The 16,043-nt window shown below is 65.5% G+C and carries 21 protein-coding genes; 8 read left to right on the plus strand and 13 right to left on the minus strand.

Going from position 1 to position 16,043, the window contains the following annotated elements; translation table 11 throughout:
- Positions 1–3: 3 nt before the first annotated feature.
- On the minus strand, positions 4–1,602 hold the full coding sequence (locus tag U9J33_RS00765; protein ID WP_324697227.1) for a helicase HerA-like domain-containing protein: 1,599 nt from the start codon (positions 1,600–1,602) through the stop codon (positions 4–6).
- Between the two features lie 103 nt (positions 1,603–1,705).
- On the opposite strand from U9J33_RS00765, the gene pabB reads away from it, so the two are divergent.
- From pabB to arfB, 4 genes are read left to right on the plus strand one after another with little or no spacing between them, the layout of a single operon-like run.
- On the plus strand, positions 1,706–3,511 hold the full coding sequence (gene pabB, locus U9J33_RS00770; protein ID WP_324697229.1) for an aminodeoxychorismate synthase component I: 1,806 nt from the start codon (positions 1,706–1,708) through the stop codon (positions 3,509–3,511).
- Between the two features lie 13 nt (positions 3,512–3,524).
- Positions 3,525–4,706: a pyridoxal phosphate-dependent aminotransferase gene (locus U9J33_RS00775; protein ID WP_132468663.1), complete on the plus strand. Its 1,182-nt coding sequence runs from the start codon at positions 3,525–3,527 to the stop codon at positions 4,704–4,706.
- A 1-nt stretch (position 4,707) separates the two neighbouring features.
- On the plus strand, positions 4,708–5,364 hold the full coding sequence (locus U9J33_RS00780) for an RluA family pseudouridine synthase (protein ID WP_324697233.1): 657 nt from the start codon (positions 4,708–4,710) through the stop codon (positions 5,362–5,364).
- Entirely contained in the window at positions 5,361–5,777 is a 417-nt protein-coding gene (gene arfB / locus U9J33_RS00785) for an alternative ribosome rescue aminoacyl-tRNA hydrolase ArfB (RefSeq protein WP_185998432.1), read from the plus strand. The genes U9J33_RS00780 and arfB overlap by 4 nt, the downstream gene beginning before the upstream one ends.
- A 3-nt stretch (positions 5,778–5,780) precedes the next feature.
- On the opposite strand, the gene U9J33_RS00790 is transcribed toward arfB, so the two are convergent.
- From U9J33_RS00790 to dksA, 6 genes are all read right to left on the minus strand, one after another.
- Positions 5,781–6,002: a hypothetical protein gene (locus U9J33_RS00790; protein ID WP_324697236.1), complete on the minus strand. Its 222-nt coding sequence runs from the start codon at positions 6,000–6,002 to the stop codon at positions 5,781–5,783.
- Between the two features lie 5 nt (positions 6,003–6,007).
- Positions 6,008–6,397 carry a DUF4112 domain-containing protein gene (locus U9J33_RS00795; RefSeq protein WP_054442215.1) on the minus strand — a complete coding sequence of 130 codons (390 nt, stop codon included), beginning with the start codon at positions 6,395–6,397 and terminating at the stop codon, positions 6,008–6,010.
- Positions 6,398–6,466: 69 nt separating this feature from the next.
- Positions 6,467–8,023, minus strand: a complete 1,557-nt coding sequence (locus U9J33_RS00800) for an ABC transporter substrate-binding protein (protein WP_324699088.1) — start codon at positions 8,021–8,023, stop codon at positions 6,467–6,469.
- A gap of 35 nt (positions 8,024–8,058) precedes the next feature.
- The gene (locus U9J33_RS00805; protein ID WP_156336881.1) at positions 8,059–8,232 is read right to left on the minus strand and encodes a hypothetical protein; all 174 of its coding nucleotides are present in this window, start codon (positions 8,230–8,232) and stop codon (positions 8,059–8,061) included.
- A 161-nt stretch (positions 8,233–8,393) separates the two neighbouring features.
- On the minus strand, positions 8,394–8,771 hold the full coding sequence (locus U9J33_RS00810; protein ID WP_054442213.1) for a PilZ domain-containing protein: 378 nt from the start codon (positions 8,769–8,771) through the stop codon (positions 8,394–8,396).
- A gap of 197 nt (positions 8,772–8,968) precedes the next feature.
- Complete coding sequence (gene dksA, locus U9J33_RS00815; protein WP_054442212.1) at positions 8,969–9,427, minus strand: RNA polymerase-binding protein DksA; 459 nt, start codon at positions 9,425–9,427, stop codon at positions 8,969–8,971.
- Positions 9,428–9,726: 299 nt separating this feature from the next.
- On the opposite strand from dksA, the gene U9J33_RS00820 reads away from it, so the two are divergent.
- On the plus strand, positions 9,727–10,077 hold the full coding sequence (locus tag U9J33_RS00820; protein ID WP_054442211.1) for a sel1 repeat family protein: 351 nt from the start codon (positions 9,727–9,729) through the stop codon (positions 10,075–10,077).
- A gap of 19 nt (positions 10,078–10,096) precedes the next feature.
- Here the strand turns inward: U9J33_RS00820 and U9J33_RS00825 are convergent, their stop codons facing one another.
- From U9J33_RS00825 to U9J33_RS00845, 5 genes are read right to left on the minus strand one after another with little or no spacing between them, the layout of a single operon-like run.
- Entirely contained in the window at positions 10,097–11,233 is a 1,137-nt protein-coding gene (locus tag U9J33_RS00825) for a GNAT family N-acetyltransferase (protein ID WP_324697243.1), read from the minus strand.
- Entirely contained in the window at positions 11,230–12,000 is a 771-nt protein-coding gene (locus U9J33_RS00830) for a glycerophosphodiester phosphodiesterase family protein (RefSeq protein WP_324699089.1), read from the minus strand. The genes U9J33_RS00825 and U9J33_RS00830 overlap by 4 nt, the downstream gene beginning before the upstream one ends.
- On the minus strand, positions 11,981–12,445 hold the full coding sequence (locus U9J33_RS00835) for a RidA family protein (RefSeq protein WP_324697245.1): 465 nt from the start codon (positions 12,443–12,445) through the stop codon (positions 11,981–11,983). The genes U9J33_RS00830 and U9J33_RS00835 overlap by 20 nt, the downstream gene beginning before the upstream one ends.
- A 2-nt stretch (positions 12,446–12,447) precedes the next feature.
- Entirely contained in the window at positions 12,448–13,113 is a 666-nt protein-coding gene (locus U9J33_RS00840) for an HAD family hydrolase (RefSeq protein ID WP_132468662.1), read from the minus strand.
- Positions 13,110–13,319, minus strand: a complete 210-nt coding sequence (locus U9J33_RS00845; RefSeq protein ID WP_054442206.1) for a DUF3572 family protein — start codon at positions 13,317–13,319, stop codon at positions 13,110–13,112. Before U9J33_RS00845 ends, U9J33_RS00840 begins: the two co-directional genes overlap by 4 nt.
- A 130-nt stretch (positions 13,320–13,449) precedes the next feature.
- Here U9J33_RS00845 and U9J33_RS00850 point away from each other — a divergent pair, with 130 nt between their 5' ends.
- The 3 genes from U9J33_RS00850 to spt all read left to right on the plus strand — a co-directional run bounded on the left by U9J33_RS00850 (position 13,450) and on the right by spt (position 15,413).
- Entirely contained in the window at positions 13,450–13,812 is a 363-nt protein-coding gene (locus tag U9J33_RS00850; protein WP_054442205.1) for a response regulator, read from the plus strand.
- Between the two features lie 114 nt (positions 13,813–13,926).
- Positions 13,927–14,166 carry an acyl carrier protein gene (locus tag U9J33_RS00855; protein WP_054442290.1) on the plus strand — a complete coding sequence of 80 codons (240 nt, stop codon included), beginning with the start codon at positions 13,927–13,929 and terminating at the stop codon, positions 14,164–14,166.
- Positions 14,167–14,177: 11 nt separating this feature from the next.
- A complete protein-coding gene (gene spt / locus U9J33_RS00860) occupies positions 14,178–15,413 on the plus strand; it encodes a serine palmitoyltransferase (protein WP_132468660.1) in 1,236 nt (411 codons plus the stop codon).
- A gap of 48 nt (positions 15,414–15,461) precedes the next feature.
- On the opposite strand, the gene U9J33_RS00865 is transcribed toward spt, so the two are convergent.
- Positions 15,462–16,010: an NADPH-dependent FMN reductase gene (locus tag U9J33_RS00865; protein ID WP_054442203.1), complete on the minus strand. Its 549-nt coding sequence runs from the start codon at positions 16,008–16,010 to the stop codon at positions 15,462–15,464.
- Between the last annotated feature and the right edge of the window lie 33 nt (positions 16,011–16,043).

Here is a 16,043-nt window from a genome sequence, read left to right on the forward strand (position 1 = left end):
AGCTCAGCGCATCAGGCCGCCGATGAGATTGCGCGCAAACCGGCCAAGCCCCGGAAAACCTATGGCTTTCCCAAGAGCATCCCCCACCGTTCCCGCCGCCGCGCTGGCGGCCGAAGCCTTGGGATCGGCACGGCTTTTCCTGCCCTGCATCGACTGCGCGAGAATCGAACCGGCGCTCGCCGCCGCCGCGCCGGCAGCGGCCTTGGCCACCTTTCCGCCCAGACCGTCCCAAAGACTGGGGCTCTTGCGCTCCTGCTTGCCGACTTCCTCCTTGCCCTTTTCCGCCACTTCCTGCGCGGTTGCGGCCGCATCGGCAGCCTTGGCGGCAAGGATTTCCTCCGCGCTTTCCCGGTTCACGGGGGTATCGTACTTGCCGTCGAACGGGCTGACGGACTGGATGATCGCGCGTTCCTTCGCCTCGATCGGACCCAGCCGCGAACGCGGCGGCGCGATCAGCGTGCGCTGGACAACGGTGGGCGCGCCTTCGTCGTCAAGCGTGGAAACCAGCGCCTCACCGACCTTCAATTCGGTGATCGCCGCCTCCACGTCGAGCGCGGGATTGATGCGGAACGTATCCGCCGCCGCCTTGATCGCCTTCTTGTCGCGCGGGGTGAAGGCCCGCAGCGCGTGCTGCACGCGGTTGCCGAGCTGACCGGCGATATCCTCGGGAATGTCGATCGGGTTCTGGGTGACGAAGTAGACGCCCACGCCCTTCGAACGGACGAGGCGGACGACCTGCTCCACCTTGTCCTGCAAGGCCTTGGGAGCATCGTCGAACAGGAGGTGAGCCTCGTCGAAGAAGAACACCAGCCGGGGCTTGTCGGGGTCGCCGACTTCGGGAAGCACCTCGAACAGTTCGGACAGCAGCCAGAGCAGGAAAGTGGCGTAAAGCTTCGGACTGCGCATCAGCTTGTCGGCCGCGAGCACGTTGATGTAGCCGCGCCCCTTGTCGTCGCAGCGGATGAAATCGGCGATTTCCAGCGCCGGTTCGCCAAAGAACCGCGCCGCGCCCTGACTGTCGAGCGCGAGGACCTGCCGCTGGATAGTACCGACACTGGCCTTGGTCACATTGCCGTACCGGGCCGAAAGCGCAGCGGCATTTTCCGCGACATGCGCAAGCATCGCCTGGAGATCGGGCAGATCGAGAAGCAGAAGCCCCTGCTCGTCGGCATAGCGGAAGACGATGTTGAGAACGCCTTCCTGCGTATCGTTGAGGTCCATCAGCCGCGCGAGCAGCAACGGCCCCATTTCCGAGATCGTGGTGCGGACGGGATGGCCCTGCTCGCCATAGATATCCCAGAAGACCGCCGGATTATCGGAGTAGGCATAGTCGGTTATGCCGATTTCCCTGGCCCGCCCTTCCAGGATGGCGGCATTCTTGAACTGCGGGCTGCCCGGCATCGAAATGCCCGAGAGATCGCCTTTCACGTCCGCGAGGAAAACCGGCACGCCGGCGGCGGAAAACTGCTCGGCAATAGTCTGGAGCGTGACGGTCTTGCCGGTGCCGGTGGCTCCCGCGATCAGCCCGTGACGGTTGGCGCGGCCCAGCCGCAGGACCTGCCGTTCACCATTCCCACCGAGTCCCAGGAAAATCTCGTCCATTCACCGCTCCTTGCACCCGCCATCGTGATAGAGCGGCCTCGGTGCGAGGGCGAGAGGGATTTTGCCAGCGGCGCCGTTCATCGCTAAAGGCCCATTTCCGAACATGTCCGAAGCTTTCGTCCTCCTTGATGATGCGCGCCGCGAAGGCGCCGCCGATGCCCGGTTTTACCGGGCCGCGACCGAAATCGTCGTGGCCCGCCAGCCGCACGAAATCGCCCCCGCGCTGGAGCGTATCGAGCAGTTGGCGGCAAACGGACTGCATCTTGCCGGATATCTGACTTACGAGGCCGGCCTCGCCCTGGAACCGAAGCTGGCCGCGCTGCTGCCGGACCGGATCGGCGCTGCGGGACCGCTGCTGTGGTTCGGCGCCTTCGAGGGATACGAGACGGTTGCGGCCGCCGAAATGCCCGGCTGGCTGGCCCGCCATGCCTCGGGCGGACCGCGCGGCATCGGCCCGCTTGAACCGCAGATATCCAGCGGGACCTACGCCCGGGCCTTCGCCCGCCTGCATGACGCGATCGAGGCCGGCGACATCTACCAGGCCAACCTCACCTTCCCGCTGGCCGGACCATGGCATGGCGACCCGCTGGCGCTCTACGCCGCGATCCGCCCCTCGGCGGCGGCCGGGTACGGCGGAGTGATTCACGACGGCTCGCACTGGCTGCTGAGCTTCTCGCCCGAACTGTTCTTCACGCTGGAAGGCGGGCAAGTAACGGTCCGCCCCATGAAAGGCACCCGCCCGCGCGGCAGGGATGCGGCACAGGACGAAGACCTGCGCGCCGAACTCGCAGGCTCCACCAAGGACCGGGCCGAGAATCTCATGATCCTCGACCTGATGCGCAACGACCTCTCGCGCGTGGCCGCTGCAGGCAGTGTCCGTGTCGAGGATCCCTTCGCCATCGAAAGCTATCCCACCGTCCACCAGATGGTCTCGACGGTGCGGGCCGATCTGGCGCAAGGCAAGGGCGCGGTGGACATCCTGCGGGCGCTCTTCCCCTGCGGCTCGATCACCGGTGCGCCGAAGATCCGCGCCATGGAACTGATCGCCGAAGTGGAACGCCATGCCCGCGGCCCTTATTGCGGCTCGATCGGCAGGATCGATCCTACTGGCGAGGCCGCGTTCAATGTGGCAATCCGCACTCTGCGCCTGACGCCGGGCGACAACGGCACCGGCCGCGCGGTGCTGGGCGTCGGCTCGGCCGTGGTCGCCGATTCACAAGCGCTTCCCGAATGGCGGGAATGCCTGGTCAAAGGGGGTTTCGTGAGAGAGTCGGCAGGGGCATCCTCGCCCGCCAGTTTCGACCTGATCGAGACGATGTGCTTTACGCCCGAAAAGGGCATTCCGCTGCTCGAACTCCATCTCGAGCGGATTCGCGCCAGCGCCGAAACGCTGGGCTTCAGTTTCGACCGTCACGCCGTGCGCAATGCCATCCAGGCATTGTGCTTCGATGCCGATGCCCCCTCTAAGCTGCGCCTCGTCGCCTCGCGCAGCGGCGCCTACGCGCTCGAACTTTCCGAACTGCCCCCAGCCTTTGCCGGGCCGGTGATCGTGGGCGTGCTGCGCCTGCCGGTCGACAGCGGCGACTGGCGCCTGCGCCACAAGACCAGCGACCGCGGCTTCTACGAGGCTGGCCTCGCGGCAGCCAAGGCGGCAGGCGCAGGGGAAGCCCTGTTCCTGCGGGACGACGGGCTCGTGACTGAGGGCACGTTCACCAATCTCTTCGTCGAACGGGACGGCATGCTGCTTACCCCGCCCCTCGCGCTCGGGCTGCTGCCCGGCGTGCTGCGCCGCTCGCTGATCGAGCAGGAACGCGCGGTGGAAGCGGCACTCACGCTCGACGATCTCGCCGATGGCTTCATGATCGGCAATTCGCTGCGGGGGCTTCTCCCGGCCCAACTCCTCAAGTGATGTTGTCCTGCTGATGCATAGCTCCGCCGCCCTCTCCCGCATCGCCCCCTCGGGGACGACCGCGATGACCGACCGCGCCATCGAACTGCGCGAATCCGGCCTCGACATCATCTCGCTTTCGGTGGGCGAGCCTGATTTCGCCACCCCGCCCCACGTGATCGAGGCCGCCAAGGCCGCGCTCGACGATGGCCAGACCAGATACACGGCAGTCGGCGGCACTTCGCAGCTCAAGCAGGCCGCTGCCCTGCACTTCGCGCGCGACCTCGGGATCGAGGTTCCTGCCTCGCAAGTGACGGTGAGCGCGGGCGGCAAGCAGGCGATCTTCCACGCCATGCTGGCCACGGTGAGCGAAGGCGACGAAGTGATCGTGCCTTCGCCCTGGTGGGTCAGCTATCCCGAGATCGTGCGCTTCGCGGGCGGCAAGGTCGTGCCCCTGCCAACCCTGGCGAAGGACAACTTCCGCTTCACGCCCGCCGATCTCGAAGCGCAGATCGGCCCGCGCACGCTGTGGGTTCTGCTCAACAGTCCCGGCAATCCGACGGGCGCCTACTATCCGGAAGACATGCTTCGCGGCATCGGCGAAGTGCTGCGCCGCCATCCGCGCGTCATGGTGCTTTCCGACGATATCTACGCGCCGCTCAACTATACGCTCGATGGTACAGAGGCCCGCCCGCATGCAACGCTGGCGAACCTCTGCCCCGATCTTGCGGACCGCATCCTGACCGTCTCGGGCGTTTCCAAAAGCCACGCGATGACGGGTTTTCGCATCGGCGTCGCCGCCGGCCCGCAGTGGTTGATAAAGGCGATGGAAAAGCTCCAGTCGCACTCCTCGGGAAACCCCTGCTCTATCAGCCAGGCCGCCGCCGTGGCCGCCTTTGCCGGCCCGCAGGACTTCCTGGCCGAATGGCGCGAGCGTTTCCGCGCCCGCAGGGACAGGGTGGTGGCCGCGATCAACGCGATTCCCGGACTGTCCACGCCGACTCCGGAGGGCGCGTTCTATTGCATGATCGATGCCGCCCCGCTGATGGAGCGCTTCGGAGACGACGTGAAACTCACCCTTCACCTGCTGGAGCAAGGCGTCGCACTCGTGCCGGCCTCGGCGTTCGGCGGGCGTGACGGCTTCCGCATCAGTTTCGCCGCAGACGACGCGCGGCTCGAAGAAGCGCTCCGGCGCATAGAGAAAGCATTGACGTAACATGGAACTGGAAATCCTCTTCGAGGACGGCGAGGCGCTGGTCATCGACAAGCCGGGCGGCCTTCCGCTCGACACGCCCCGCGCGGGCGGCCGCAGCCTCGAAGACCGGCTCGACGAGCTGAAACTCGGCTTCCACCGCGCGCCTGCGCCGGTCCACCGGCTCGACCGCGACACCTCGGGCTGCCTGCTGCTCGCCCGCAACCCCAAGGCGCTGAAGCGGTTCTCCGCCGCCTTCGAGGAAAAGGTCGTCGAGAAGCGCTACCTCGGCATCGTCGCCGGGACCATCGCCGACGAGGAAGGCACTATCGCGCTCAACCTTTCCAAGGTCAGCACCGTCAAGGATGGCTGGCGCATGATCCCGGCCAAGAAGGGCAAGCCCGCCGTCACGCACTGGCGCAAGCTGGACGAGAAGAACGGGATGACCCTTGTGGAATTCCGCCCTGAAACCGGCCGCACGCACCAGATCCGCGTCCATGCCGCTTCCGGTCTCGGCGTGCCGCTGCTTGGCGATCCGGTCTATGGTTCGAGCAAGGGCGCGCCGCGCACCATGCTTCACGCCGCCGCGATCACGGTCCCACGCGGTGGTGACAAGGAGCCGATCGTGGCGGTTGCGCCCCTCCCGGCAGACTTCGCCGCGTTCGGCTTCAGCGATGAATGAGCGAGGTTGAGGAGACCATCGGCCGCGCCCAGGCGCTGGCGAGCGAAGCCTTCATCGCCTCGACCGGCCCGGGCGGGCAGAACGTCAACAAGGTGGCGACGGCGGTCCAGCTGCGGATCAACGTCTATGCGCTGCGGCTGGCTCCGCCGGTCTTCGCACGGCTGAGGGAACTGGCCGGCAGCCGCATGACCTCGGCGGGCGAACTGATGTTCACCGCCCGCCGCTTCCGCACGCAGGAAGCGAACCGCGCCGATGCGCGCGAACGACTGGCGGAAATGCTGCGCGATGCTCACAAACTGCCGGAAAAGCGCGCAAAGAGCCGTCTCAACCGGGTTGGCAAGGAGCAGCGGCTGAAAGGCAAGAAGCTGCGCGGCTCGGTCAAGGCCGGGCGCGGCAGGATCAGTTTCGACTGAGGTTCAGTTGCGGGCGGGGGTGGCCGCTTCGCTGGGGCTGGATTTTCCCGGCTCTCCATGGGCGCCGCCGACTCCGGCAGGCGGTCGCCGCACCTCCAGCATCTCGGCCGCCTCGCCCAGCGCGCGGGCTTCACCCATGGTGACGGCGCCCGGGCCGGGTACCGAATCGGATGGCCCGCAAGCTGCCAGCGGCAGGACTGCGATCAGCAGGCAGGGAAGTCTCAAGGATCTCAGCCCTCGATCACCCGGGCATGGGGGTGGTGCCTGTCGATATGCTTGCGAATCATCTTGAGGTTCCGGCTATTCGAACGGAACATGAAGTCGAACAGGTCGCCCGCGAGGGGAATGGCGCCCAGCAGCGTATCCACGCCGACATTCGCGGTCATCCGCGCGAGTTGCCACTTCGACATGCCGAGATTGCGGGCTTCCCAGACGAGGTACATCCCCAGGACCGCCGAAACCACGTCTCCGGCCACCGGCACCAGCCCGACGACCGCATCGAGCCCCACTTTGCGACGGAGGCCGGGCAGGGCGATGGCGCGTTCCAGCACATATTCGACCATCTCGACGCGGCGCACGATCGAAACCGCGTCAGCGCCCAGCGGCAGGTCCATGTCCATGCGGCGGGCGGAAGTCTGTCCAGTCGCCAAAGTCGTGGCACTCCTCAATCGGCATGAACGCCGTTCCGCTTATTTGGGCACCCAGGCCAGCGGCATCAAGGGGTGCCATCCCCAGGTGTTCGGCGCGAAACCGGCCACGCTGCCACGGACCAGCGACCAGCGGATGGGTGTTCCGAAGGGAATGAAGACGTTGGCGGCAGTCAACTCCGCCTCGGCTTCGGTCAGCAGCGCCGAGCGTTCCTGAGGGGTCGCCGCTGTGGCGGCTTCGGCAACGCGGGCATCGGCATCCGTGGAACAGAGGCCGTGCCGGGCGCTGCAGGAAAGCCGATTGAGGAACCATGCCGCCCGCGGATAGCGGGCTACGTCGTCAATCAGCAGGAGATCGGCTTCCTCGGCGCTGCCGGTTCGCGCCAGATGCACGCCGATCGCGGCGAGGTCGGCGGTCAGCCGGTCCAGCAGGATGTCCGATCCGCTGCCCACGGGCAGCCAGACCGTAACACGCGGACCGTTCGGAGCGGGAAGGGGCACCGGGGACGAAGCACCCCGCGCGCTCCGCACCGCCGGAGCCGGCGGTTCGGACGCGCCTTTGCCCCCCGAAGCCGCCACCCAGCGGCGTATCCGCGCGGTGGCCAGGCTGCGGCGCTCCTCAAGCGATTGCTCGCTCCAGCGTTCGCCTATGGTGCCGAGATCGCCGTCAAGGCTTGGCGTGACGATCCGCGTCGTCCCGGACCAGCCGCCAAGGCTGAACGGTGCGATCAGGCCATCGCGGTCGATCGCCATGGACAGGGCTTCCCGGTTTGCAGGATCGGCAAGGAAACCCTTCTCGTTCATTATCTTGAGGCCGAACAGCCCGACCACGGGATCAACCTGGATGGTGCCGCGCAGAATTCCCACCGAACGGGTCAGCGGAAAGTCCTGTATCTCGCCCCCCATCACCAGATCGACCGTGCCATCATTGAAGGCATCCACTGCAGCGGGACCATTCAGCGCCTGCACGTCGATCCGGCGTGTGCGCTGTGCCCAGTTCTCGATCGCGGGAAGCCCAAGGGTTGCGGGGTCGATCGGTGTCAGGCGCGCCGTCTGCCGATCACGCTCCAGCCGCATGGGCCCGGCGCCGCGCCGCTTGAAGGTCAGGCCGAGTTCGGGCTGCGCAAGCAGTTGCAGCAAATAGGGCATCGGCCTGTTCAGGCGGATTTCGACGACCCTTCCGGCCATTGCGCGAATTTCGTCGATACCGGCAAGGTCACGCGCCAGAGGTGTGTCGTCGAGCGATTTCAGTGCCTCTTCCAGCGACTTCTTCGCCGATTCGGCAGTCAGCGGATCGCTTGAAAGCCAGTCTCCGTCGCGGAGCCGGAAGATGTAGCTCTGTCCGTCGTCGGTAACGATCCAGCGGTCCGCCAAGGCGGGAATCACCCGCCCCTTCTCGTCGAAGGAAACGAGCCCCTCGGCGGTGGAGGCACGAATGAGCTGGCCTGCCAGGGGCAGATTGTCTCCGGCCTCGAAAGGATCGCCGGCAGCACCGATCACCGCGACGCTCAACGCCGAATTGTCGGAAGATCCGCAGGCGGCGAGCGCCAGCCCGGCCAGCGGGACCAGAGCCCGGAAGGCTTTGCGCGAAGCGAACATCGGCACCGGCCTAGGTCGTAAACTCATGAACAGCATCATCGAGGCGCCCAAATGGCGAACAGCTCGGGCCGAAGCTGACGCCGGGCGGGCTGGTTGCCCGTCCAAGGCAGCTTCGGTTCGAGATGGAAGCCATTTGGGCGTCCCTTCGGGATTTGACCAAAATGGCCCATCGCTGCGTCGGGAAGTCTTGAAATATCGACATATTCCATCGCCTTCCCTTCTTGCGCTGAGCCATTTTGCCTCAAACCTCGATGGTGCCGTTTATGAGTTTACGACCTAGTCCATTTCGGCAGATGCGCAAATGGCCGGCAAGGCTCGGAGGCGAGTTTTCGTAAGGCTATCGGAAGCACGATCCGCAGCGTGACGCGAATCAGACCTTGCGCAGGTTCTGGTCGGTCGACGTCACGGGTGCGTACTGCGCTTCGTAATTGCGCACGTAATTGGGTGCATGATCGGCCGCCGGAGCCGCGGTTGCGCGCGCCAGCTTGGGATCGATCTCATCGCTGAAAGCCACACCGAAGCGGTTTTCCTGGACCCAGGCCACAGACCCCGGAACCCAGCCGATATTGCGGATGTTCACCGAAACCACGGTGCCGCGCATGACCTGCACGCCGCCTTCCCCCATCATGCCGCCCGCCGAAAGGTTGCGGACCTTGATGCGGTACTCACCCTCAAGGCCATCGATGCGCAAATCCGCCATGAGGAACAGGCTGTCGCGCGCGATATGGCGGTTTTCGGTTTCGTTCATGAGGTCTCGTCCGGCATTCCGTCTGGCGGCGATGATATCACGAAGAACGGTCCGCGATAGCCACCGCACCCGCGCCCAAGGCGCGTTTCCGGTCGATACCTAAAGGCGAGTGGCAAAGAAAGCCTTAACGCCCCGATCTGCCTGCAAGGGTTGCCGGCCGGTAGATCGGGGCTTCAAGCGCTGAAAACAGCCGAGAACTATTCGTCCCGAGAGACTTTTTCGCGCCGCTCGTGCGCTTCCTGGGCCTCTACGGTCATGGTCGCGATCGGTCGGGCTTCGAGCCGTCCAAGGCCGATCGGTTCGCCGGTCACTTCGCAGTACCCGTATTCGCCTTCCTCGATCCGGCGCAGGGCGGAGTCGATCTTGGCGATCAGCTTGCGCTGACGGTCGCGGGTGCGCAGTTCGATGCCCCAGTCGGTCTCGCTCGAGGCACGATCATTCAGATCGGGCTCACGGATAGGACCGTCCTGAAGCTGTGCCAGCGTGCCGGCAGAGGCATCGAGGATCGATTTTTTCCAGGCCAGCAGCAGCCGCCGGAAGTAATCCTGCTGAGCCTCACACATGTAGGTCTCGTTCTCAGCGGGAACGTAAGAACCGCCAAGCATACGCTTTGCCTTGGCGAGGACATCAATTTCGTCAGCTAGGGCCGTTGCCATCCAGAGAATCTCCGCACGAATCCCCCCGGCCTGCCTACGCCCTGCGACCCCGGATTTTTCCAGTGGCCTATACGGCAAACCGCGGTGGGCGGCCTATAAGACCGCCCCATTGCCTGCACAAGGCCATAACCATGGCAGTCCACAAAAAACCTGAACGCTAGTTCGGTTCGGGACGGTTTTGCTCCGTATCCCTACAAGGAACCTTGCAGATTTATCCTTAACCGTTTGTTGACCATGCGCAGGTCACTGTTCCCTCATCGGGCCGCAGACCGCGGCAGAAATGTCTCGGGATACGAACGATGAAGGATGTCTGGATCAAGGAGAGCCGCCTTACCGCTGCCGGCGTGGCCGACCTGAAGGGTAACGACCTGCTGGTGGCCGACCGGCTTGCAGCAGCGGCACATGGCGATTTTTCGGCCTGCTTCGACCTTGGCGTAGCGTATTCGACCGGAAGCCACGGCATGGCCTGCGATCTTGTCGAAGCGCACAAGTGGTTCAACCTCGCCGCCGTGAACGGGCATGAGGAAGCCGCGACATGCCGGGCCGAACTGGCCGATGAGATGACCGCGCGCGAGATCGCCGAAGCCCAGCGCCGCGCGCGTCAGTGGCTTGCCGCCTCGCCCTCTTCCCCGTTACCCGGGGCCGCCTGACATCGGAAACAGGCCGTGTTCAGGGTTTCCTGAATGGCGTCCGCCCGCCCAGCAGGAGCTGATCCTGCGCGATTCCCGCGCGTTCCTGTTCGAGATAGTCGGCGATAGCGGCTCGCAGCCCCTCGTGGACGATGTAGTGCGCCGAGATCGTGCGCACCGGTTCATAGCCTCGTGCCAGCTTGTGCCCGCCCTGCGCCCCCGCCTCCACGCGCGAAAGCCCGAGCGCGATCGCCGCGTCGATGGCCCGGTAGTAGCAAAGTTCGAAGTGCAGGAACGGCTTGTCCACCAGCGCGCCCCAGTACCGTCCGTAGAGCGCCTGATCGCCGATGAAGTTGAGCGCGCCCGCCACCGGCCGGCCGTCCATGTAGGCGAGCAGCAGCAGAATCCGGTCCCCCATGGTCTCTCCGAGCAGGGAGAACGCCTCGCGCGTCAGGTAAGGCTGCCCCCACTTGCGCGCGCCGGTATCCTGATAGAAGGCCCAGAACGCGTCCCAGTGCCGTTCACCGAGTTCATCCCCGGTGAGCACGCGGACCTCCAGCCCCTCGCAGGCCTTCTCCCGCTCCTTGCGGATGTCCTTGCGCTTGCGGGATGAGAGCGCGCCAAGGAATTGATCGAAGCTTTCGTAGCCGCGATTTTCCCAGTGGAACTGAATATCCTCGCGCAGCAGCCACCCGGCCGCCTCGAACACGGGAACCTGATCGGGTGCGATGAAAGTCGCATGAGCGGAGGAGAGCCCGTTCTCGCGGCAAAGCGTTTCGGCAGAGGCCAGCAGCGCCGGAGCAAGCTCGGGGTGAGGCGTGAGCAGGCGAGGCCCGGTCGCGGGCGTGAAGGGCACCGAAATCTGCAACTTGGGATAATACGAACCGCCAGCACGGTGCCACGCATCGGCCCAGGCATGGTCGAACACGTATTCGCCCTGGCTATGTTCCTTGAGGTACGCGGGAAGCGCTGCCGCGAGCCTGCCTCCGGGGCCGTCCACGGTGATCGGCACCGGCGTCCAGCCGCTGCGCCCGCCAACGCTGCCCGACGCTTCCATGGCGGAAAGGAAAGCATGGGAAACGAATGGATTGCCGCCGCCGCTCAGCGCATCCCATTCAGCTGCGGGGAGTTCACTGACGCTGCCGTGAATGCGGGCCGTGAATTCCCCCGCACTCATGCCGTTTCTTCCGCTGGTCGTTCGAAGATGACCGCATCGGCATGAAGCCCTGCGCGTGCGTGGTGCTCAGGCCGCCGCACCGTCCAAGTCGCGACCGGCAGGCCGCGCTTGCGCTGCGCGGCGGCGAAACGACTCGGCAGGTCGCGAACGTCATAGGCAAGAAAATCGGGACGAGCCTGCCAGAGCGCGAGACGGCGGCGCAGCTTGCCGGGAAGCGCGCGGTCTTCGCCCTCGGATACGACCAGTCCGCGCACGGTGTGCGGCGAATGACGGTGATACCAGCGCGAGACGCGCGGATCGAAGCTCATCACCGCATGAGAGCCGGTATAGCCCTCCAGCACGCGGCGCACCGCCAGGCACAGGGCGGCAACTCGCGTGCTGCGTGACGACTTCAGCTCGATCAGCACAGGCGCACGGCCGGCGATCTGGTTCAGCGCCTGCCGCAGGCTCGGGATCGTCTCCGCCGTCCCGCCCAGCGTGATGCCCGCAAGCTGGGCGGCACTCCGGCGGAACACCGGCCCTGTCTCGCCCGTGAGCCGGTCCAGTTCGCCATCGTGGAATACGACCGGCGTACCGTCACCGGCTCGCTGCACGTCGAGTTCGACGCCGTAGCCCTCCTCTACCGCGAGCCGGAAAGCCGCGAGCGAGTTTTCGGGAATGACAGCGCCGTGAAGCCCACGATGGGCATAGTCGTGTCCGCCGATCCACCCGACCTTGCGCGGATCGGGCGGCGGCGAACACCAGCGGTCAAGCAGGGCGAACGGCAACGATGGCGTCCACTTCGACAGCGGCGCCAAGCGGCAACACCGGCACGCCCACAGCGCTTCGGGCATGCTTGCCCGCCTCGCCGAACACCGCCACCATCAGTTCCGAGGCGCCATTGGCGATCTTGGGCTGGTCCGTGAAATCGCCGGTGGAATTGACGAAGGCGCCAAGCTTCACCACGCGCTCCACCCGATCCAGCGAACCGAGCGCCGCCTTCAGCTGCGCCAGGATCATCACCGCGCAGGCCTGCGCCGCCTCCACACCCGATTCGAGGCTCACGTCATCGCCCAGACGGCCGGTCACGAGCTTGCCCTCGACGAACGGCAACTGGCCGGAAACATGCGCCAGGCCGCCCGCGACGACGACCGGCACATAGGCCGCGACCGGCGCGGCGGGCTCGGGAAGCGTCAGGCCAAGCTGCGAAAGGCGGGTTTCGATCTCACTCATGTTCAGGGCTTTCCTTCAATCGGGCCTTCAATCGGGGCGTCAGTCGGGTTCTGGGTCAACCAGTCGATAAGCCAGGGGGTTGCGGCATCCCATCGGTCGATCCGCGCATGGGCATGACCGGCCAGATGGGCACAGGCGATGTGCGGCGCCAGCAAGGGCTCGGCACAGAGATGCAGGCGGCCGATCTCCGGCGCAACCCCGGCCACGGAGCCGTGATGCTGGGCGAGATCGTCGACGAAAACCGCGCGAGAGGGCGTATATTCATCAAGGATCGCCTTCAACGCCGGGCCTTTCGGCCCCTGGTTGGTGAAGACGCGCACGTCGATGCCATGATCGGCCAGTTGCAGGCGGCGCGCCTCCTGCCGGAAATCCATGAGGTTGGTGAGCACCACCACGTCGGCATGTTCGCCGATCGCGCGGATCGCCTCGACAGCGCCCTCCACCGGGGTCTGCCGGTGCATCTGGCCATCGAAGAACTTGTTGAGCAACGACCACATCTCGGCCTGTTCGAGCAGGTCGCCGGTCTTGATTCGCCGCATCGCGCTCGAAAACTCGCCCCGGCCCATGTCGAAGGCCACGCCTTCCTCCTCGGCCAGCCAGTCCCTGAAATGCGATACCATGTAGAGCAGCACTTCGTCGCAATCGGTGATGAGCAGCGGGCGGTTCATGAGCCGAGCCTTTCGCGCGCCGAGGCCAGCGCCATCGGCGAAACCGCCAGTGCTTCCGCCGCCGCCACGAGATCAGGCTCGTGCGAGCACAGGAATTCCAGCACGGCCGCCATCGTCGCGGGTTCCCCCAGCGAGGCGCGCAGTTCGTCGGGCGTCAGCCCGGTCAGCGCCAGGAAGCGTTCGGCGCGGTCGGGATCGCCCAGCACCCAGCCGAGCGCATTGAGCGCGAGCGCCTGGGGGTCCTGCGATGGGGATGGCGACTCTCGAAGAATTGTCAGTCTCGCTTGCGTGTCATAGAGCGGGAAGTCCCAGCCCTAGATGGTGTTCAGGCGTCGAATGGCAAAGCGTATCCTTGTTGTCGAGGACAACGACCTCAATCGGAAGCTCTTTTGCGACGTGCTCAAGAGCCAGGGCTATGCCGTGGAGCCGGTGGCCGACGGACTGGACGCGCTGGAAAGGGCGCGCCAGTTCGTGCCCAACCTCGTCATCATGGACATCCAGCTGCCCAATGTCTCGGGGCTGGACCTGATCGAGGCGGCGAAGAAAGACCCCGTCCTGCGCACGATTCCGGTGCTCGCCGTCACCGCCTATGCGGGCAAGGGCGACGAGGAGCGCATCCGCGAAGCAGGCGCGGAAGGCTACCTCGCCAAGCCGGTGTCGATCGGCCCGTTCATGCAGGCGGTTCGCGCCCTTCTGTGATAGGGCGAAGCACCAGGCGAATCCGGCCTTCGCTTGACTTTACCCCTCGCCGCCGCTTTTGCGCCGCAATTCCCGGCCAGAGAGCCGCCCGAAATTACCGGAGTTGAAATGACCATGGACCGCGCAGAGACCTCGGCCCGCATCGCCGCGCTGATCGAACCCTTCAACAAGAAGGGCGTCGAGATTACCGACGCGACCCGCTTCACCGACGATCTCGAATTCGACAGCCTGACCGTCATGGACTTCGTGGCCGAGATCGAAGACGGCTTCGACATCATCATCTCGATGAACCAGCAGGCCGAGATCGAGAACTACGGCCAGCTCGTCGACGCCGTGGTCAAGCTCCAGGGCTGAAGGACTTCGCGATGACCGACATGCTCAGCGACAACGAAACGCAAGCCGCAACCGACCTGTTCAGCAAGTTCGATCCCCTGATCGAAATGCGCCGCGGCCTGCTGTCCACCGGCGTGACCGACCCGTTCGGCCTCGTCATGGAGAAGGTGATCTCGCCCACCGTGGCCATGTGCAACGGGCGCGAGACGATCCTGCTCGGCACCTACAACTACATGGGCATGACGTTCGACCCTGACGTGATCGCGGCGGGCAAGCAGGCGCTGGACGATTTCGGCGCCGGTACCACCGGCAGCCGCGTGCTCAACGGCACCTACGCCGGGCACAAGGCGGTCGAGGAAGCGCTATGCGACTTCTACGACATGAAGCACGCGATGGTGTTCTCGACCGGCTACCAGGCCAACCTCGGGATCATTTCCACGATCGCCGGAAAGGGCGATTACATCGTCCTCGACATCGACAGCCACGCCTCGATCTGGGACGGCTGCAAGATGGGCGATGCCGAAGTCGTGCCGTTCAAGCACAACGACATCGAAGCCATGGAAAAGCGCCTGCGCCGTATCCCGGAAGGTGCCGGCAAGCTTGTCGTGCTCGAAGGCGTCTACTCGATGCTGGGCGATATCGCTCCGCTCAAGGAGATGATCGCGGTCGCCAAGAAGTACGGCGCGATGGTGCTGGTGGACGAAGCGCACTCGATGGGCTTCATCGGTCCCAACGGTCGCGGCGTGGCCGAGGACCAGGGCTGTCTTGACGATGTGGACTTCGTGATCGGCACGTTCTCCAAGTCGGTCGGCACCGTCGGCGGCTTCTGCGTTTCGAACCACCCCAAGTTCGAGATCATGCGCCTGGTCTGCCGCCCTTACGTCTTCACCGCCAGCCTCCCGCCGAGCGTTGTCGCCACCGCGACGACCTCGATCCGCAAGCTGATGACGGCGGCCGAGAAGCGCGCGCACCTCTGGGAAAGCTCTCGGACCCTGCACAAGGGCCTGACCGATGCCGGCTTCCAGCTCGGCACGGCAGAGCCGCAGAGCGCGATCATCGCGGTGATCATGCCCGACCTCGAACGCGGCGCGGCGATGTGGGAAGCCCTTCTGCACGAGGGTCTCTACGTGAACCTTGCACGTCCGCCGGCAACCCCTGCGAACATGACCCTGCTGCGCTGCTCGCTCTGCGCCGAGCATTCGGCCGAACAGGTCCAGCAGATCATCGGCATGTTCACCCGCGCGGGCAAGACGGCCGGCATTCTCTGACGCCGATCCGGCGCCGTCCCGGACCCGGTTCCGGGACGGCGCCTCGTATCAGCCCTTGTGGCGGTCCACCAGTGCGAGGAATGCCTCCAGCCAGCCGCCGACGAACCCGGCAGACTGCGCGCCAACGGTTCCATCCTCGCCGATCAGGCCGTCCTTCCACTGGATGAACGCTTCCGGCGCGCCGAGGGTCGGCATGTCGAGGTAGGCCAGCACGTTGCGCAAGTGCTGCTGCGAAAGCGCCGTGCCTATCGCCCCGATCGAAACGCCGATCACCCCCGCAGGCTTGCCCGCCCAGGCGCTGTCCCCGTAAGGGCGCGAGGCGTTGTCGATGGCGTTCTTGAGTACGCCGGGGATGGAGCGGTTGTACTCCGCCGTCACGAAGATCACGCCGTCTGCTCCCCGCACCAGTTCCTTCAGCGCCTTGACCGAAGGGGCCTGATCGCCGTCATCGTCCTGGTTGTAGAGCGGCAGGGCGGCAATATCCGCAAACACGAATTCATGGCCGGATGCGGCGGGGAGGCGGGTCAGCGCCTGCGCGAACCGGCGGTTGTACGATTCGGCGCGAAGGCTTCCGACGACGACGACGATCTTCGACATGACGACTCCTCATGACTGGTTGCAGCCGATCAC

Source organism: Novosphingobium sp. RL4 (assembly GCF_035658495.1).
GTDB lineage: Bacteria > Pseudomonadota > Alphaproteobacteria > Sphingomonadales > Sphingomonadaceae > Novosphingobium.

Bases quoted from the DNA above. Each gene is read 5' to 3' on its own strand.
- U9J33_RS00765 (WP_324697227.1), bottom strand. From the start codon at position 1,602: ATGGACGAGATTTTCCTGGGACTCGGTGGGAATGGTGAACGGCAGGTC.
- pabB (WP_324697229.1), top strand. From the start codon at position 1,706: ATGTCCGAAGCTTTCGTCCTCCTTGATGATGCGCGCCGCGAAGGCGCC.
- U9J33_RS00775 (WP_132468663.1), top strand. From the start codon at position 3,525: ATGCATAGCTCCGCCGCCCTCTCCCGCATCGCCCCCTCGGGGACGACC.
- U9J33_RS00780 (WP_324697233.1), top strand. From the start codon at position 4,708: ATGGAACTGGAAATCCTCTTCGAGGACGGCGAGGCGCTGGTCATCGAC.
- arfB (WP_185998432.1), top strand. From the start codon at position 5,361: ATGAGCGAGGTTGAGGAGACCATCGGCCGCGCCCAGGCGCTGGCGAGC.
- U9J33_RS00795 (WP_054442215.1), bottom strand. From the start codon at position 6,397: ATGGACATGGACCTGCCGCTGGGCGCTGACGCGGTTTCGATCGTGCGC.
- U9J33_RS00800 (WP_324699088.1), bottom strand. From the start codon at position 8,023: ATGTTCGCTTCGCGCAAAGCCTTCCGGGCTCTGGTCCCGCTGGCCGGG.
- U9J33_RS00805 (WP_156336881.1), bottom strand. From the start codon at position 8,232: ATGGAATATGTCGATATTTCAAGACTTCCCGACGCAGCGATGGGCCAT.
- U9J33_RS00810 (WP_054442213.1), bottom strand. From the start codon at position 8,771: ATGAACGAAACCGAAAACCGCCATATCGCGCGCGACAGCCTGTTCCTC.
- dksA (WP_054442212.1), bottom strand. From the start codon at position 9,427: ATGGCAACGGCCCTAGCTGACGAAATTGATGTCCTCGCCAAGGCAAAG.
- U9J33_RS00820 (WP_054442211.1), top strand. From the start codon at position 9,727: ATGAAGGATGTCTGGATCAAGGAGAGCCGCCTTACCGCTGCCGGCGTG.
- U9J33_RS00825 (WP_324697243.1), bottom strand. From the start codon at position 11,233: ATGAGTGCGGGGGAATTCACGGCCCGCATTCACGGCAGCGTCAGTGAA.
- U9J33_RS00835 (WP_324697245.1), bottom strand. From the start codon at position 12,445: ATGAGTGAGATCGAAACCCGCCTTTCGCAGCTTGGCCTGACGCTTCCC.
- U9J33_RS00840 (WP_132468662.1), bottom strand. From the start codon at position 13,113: ATGAACCGCCCGCTGCTCATCACCGATTGCGACGAAGTGCTGCTCTAC.
- U9J33_RS00850 (WP_054442205.1), top strand. From the start codon at position 13,450: ATGGCAAAGCGTATCCTTGTTGTCGAGGACAACGACCTCAATCGGAAG.
- U9J33_RS00855 (WP_054442290.1), top strand. From the start codon at position 13,927: ATGGACCGCGCAGAGACCTCGGCCCGCATCGCCGCGCTGATCGAACCC.
- spt (WP_132468660.1), top strand. From the start codon at position 14,178: ATGACCGACATGCTCAGCGACAACGAAACGCAAGCCGCAACCGACCTG.
- U9J33_RS00865 (WP_054442203.1), bottom strand. From the start codon at position 16,010: ATGTCGAAGATCGTCGTCGTCGTCGGAAGCCTTCGCGCCGAATCGTAC.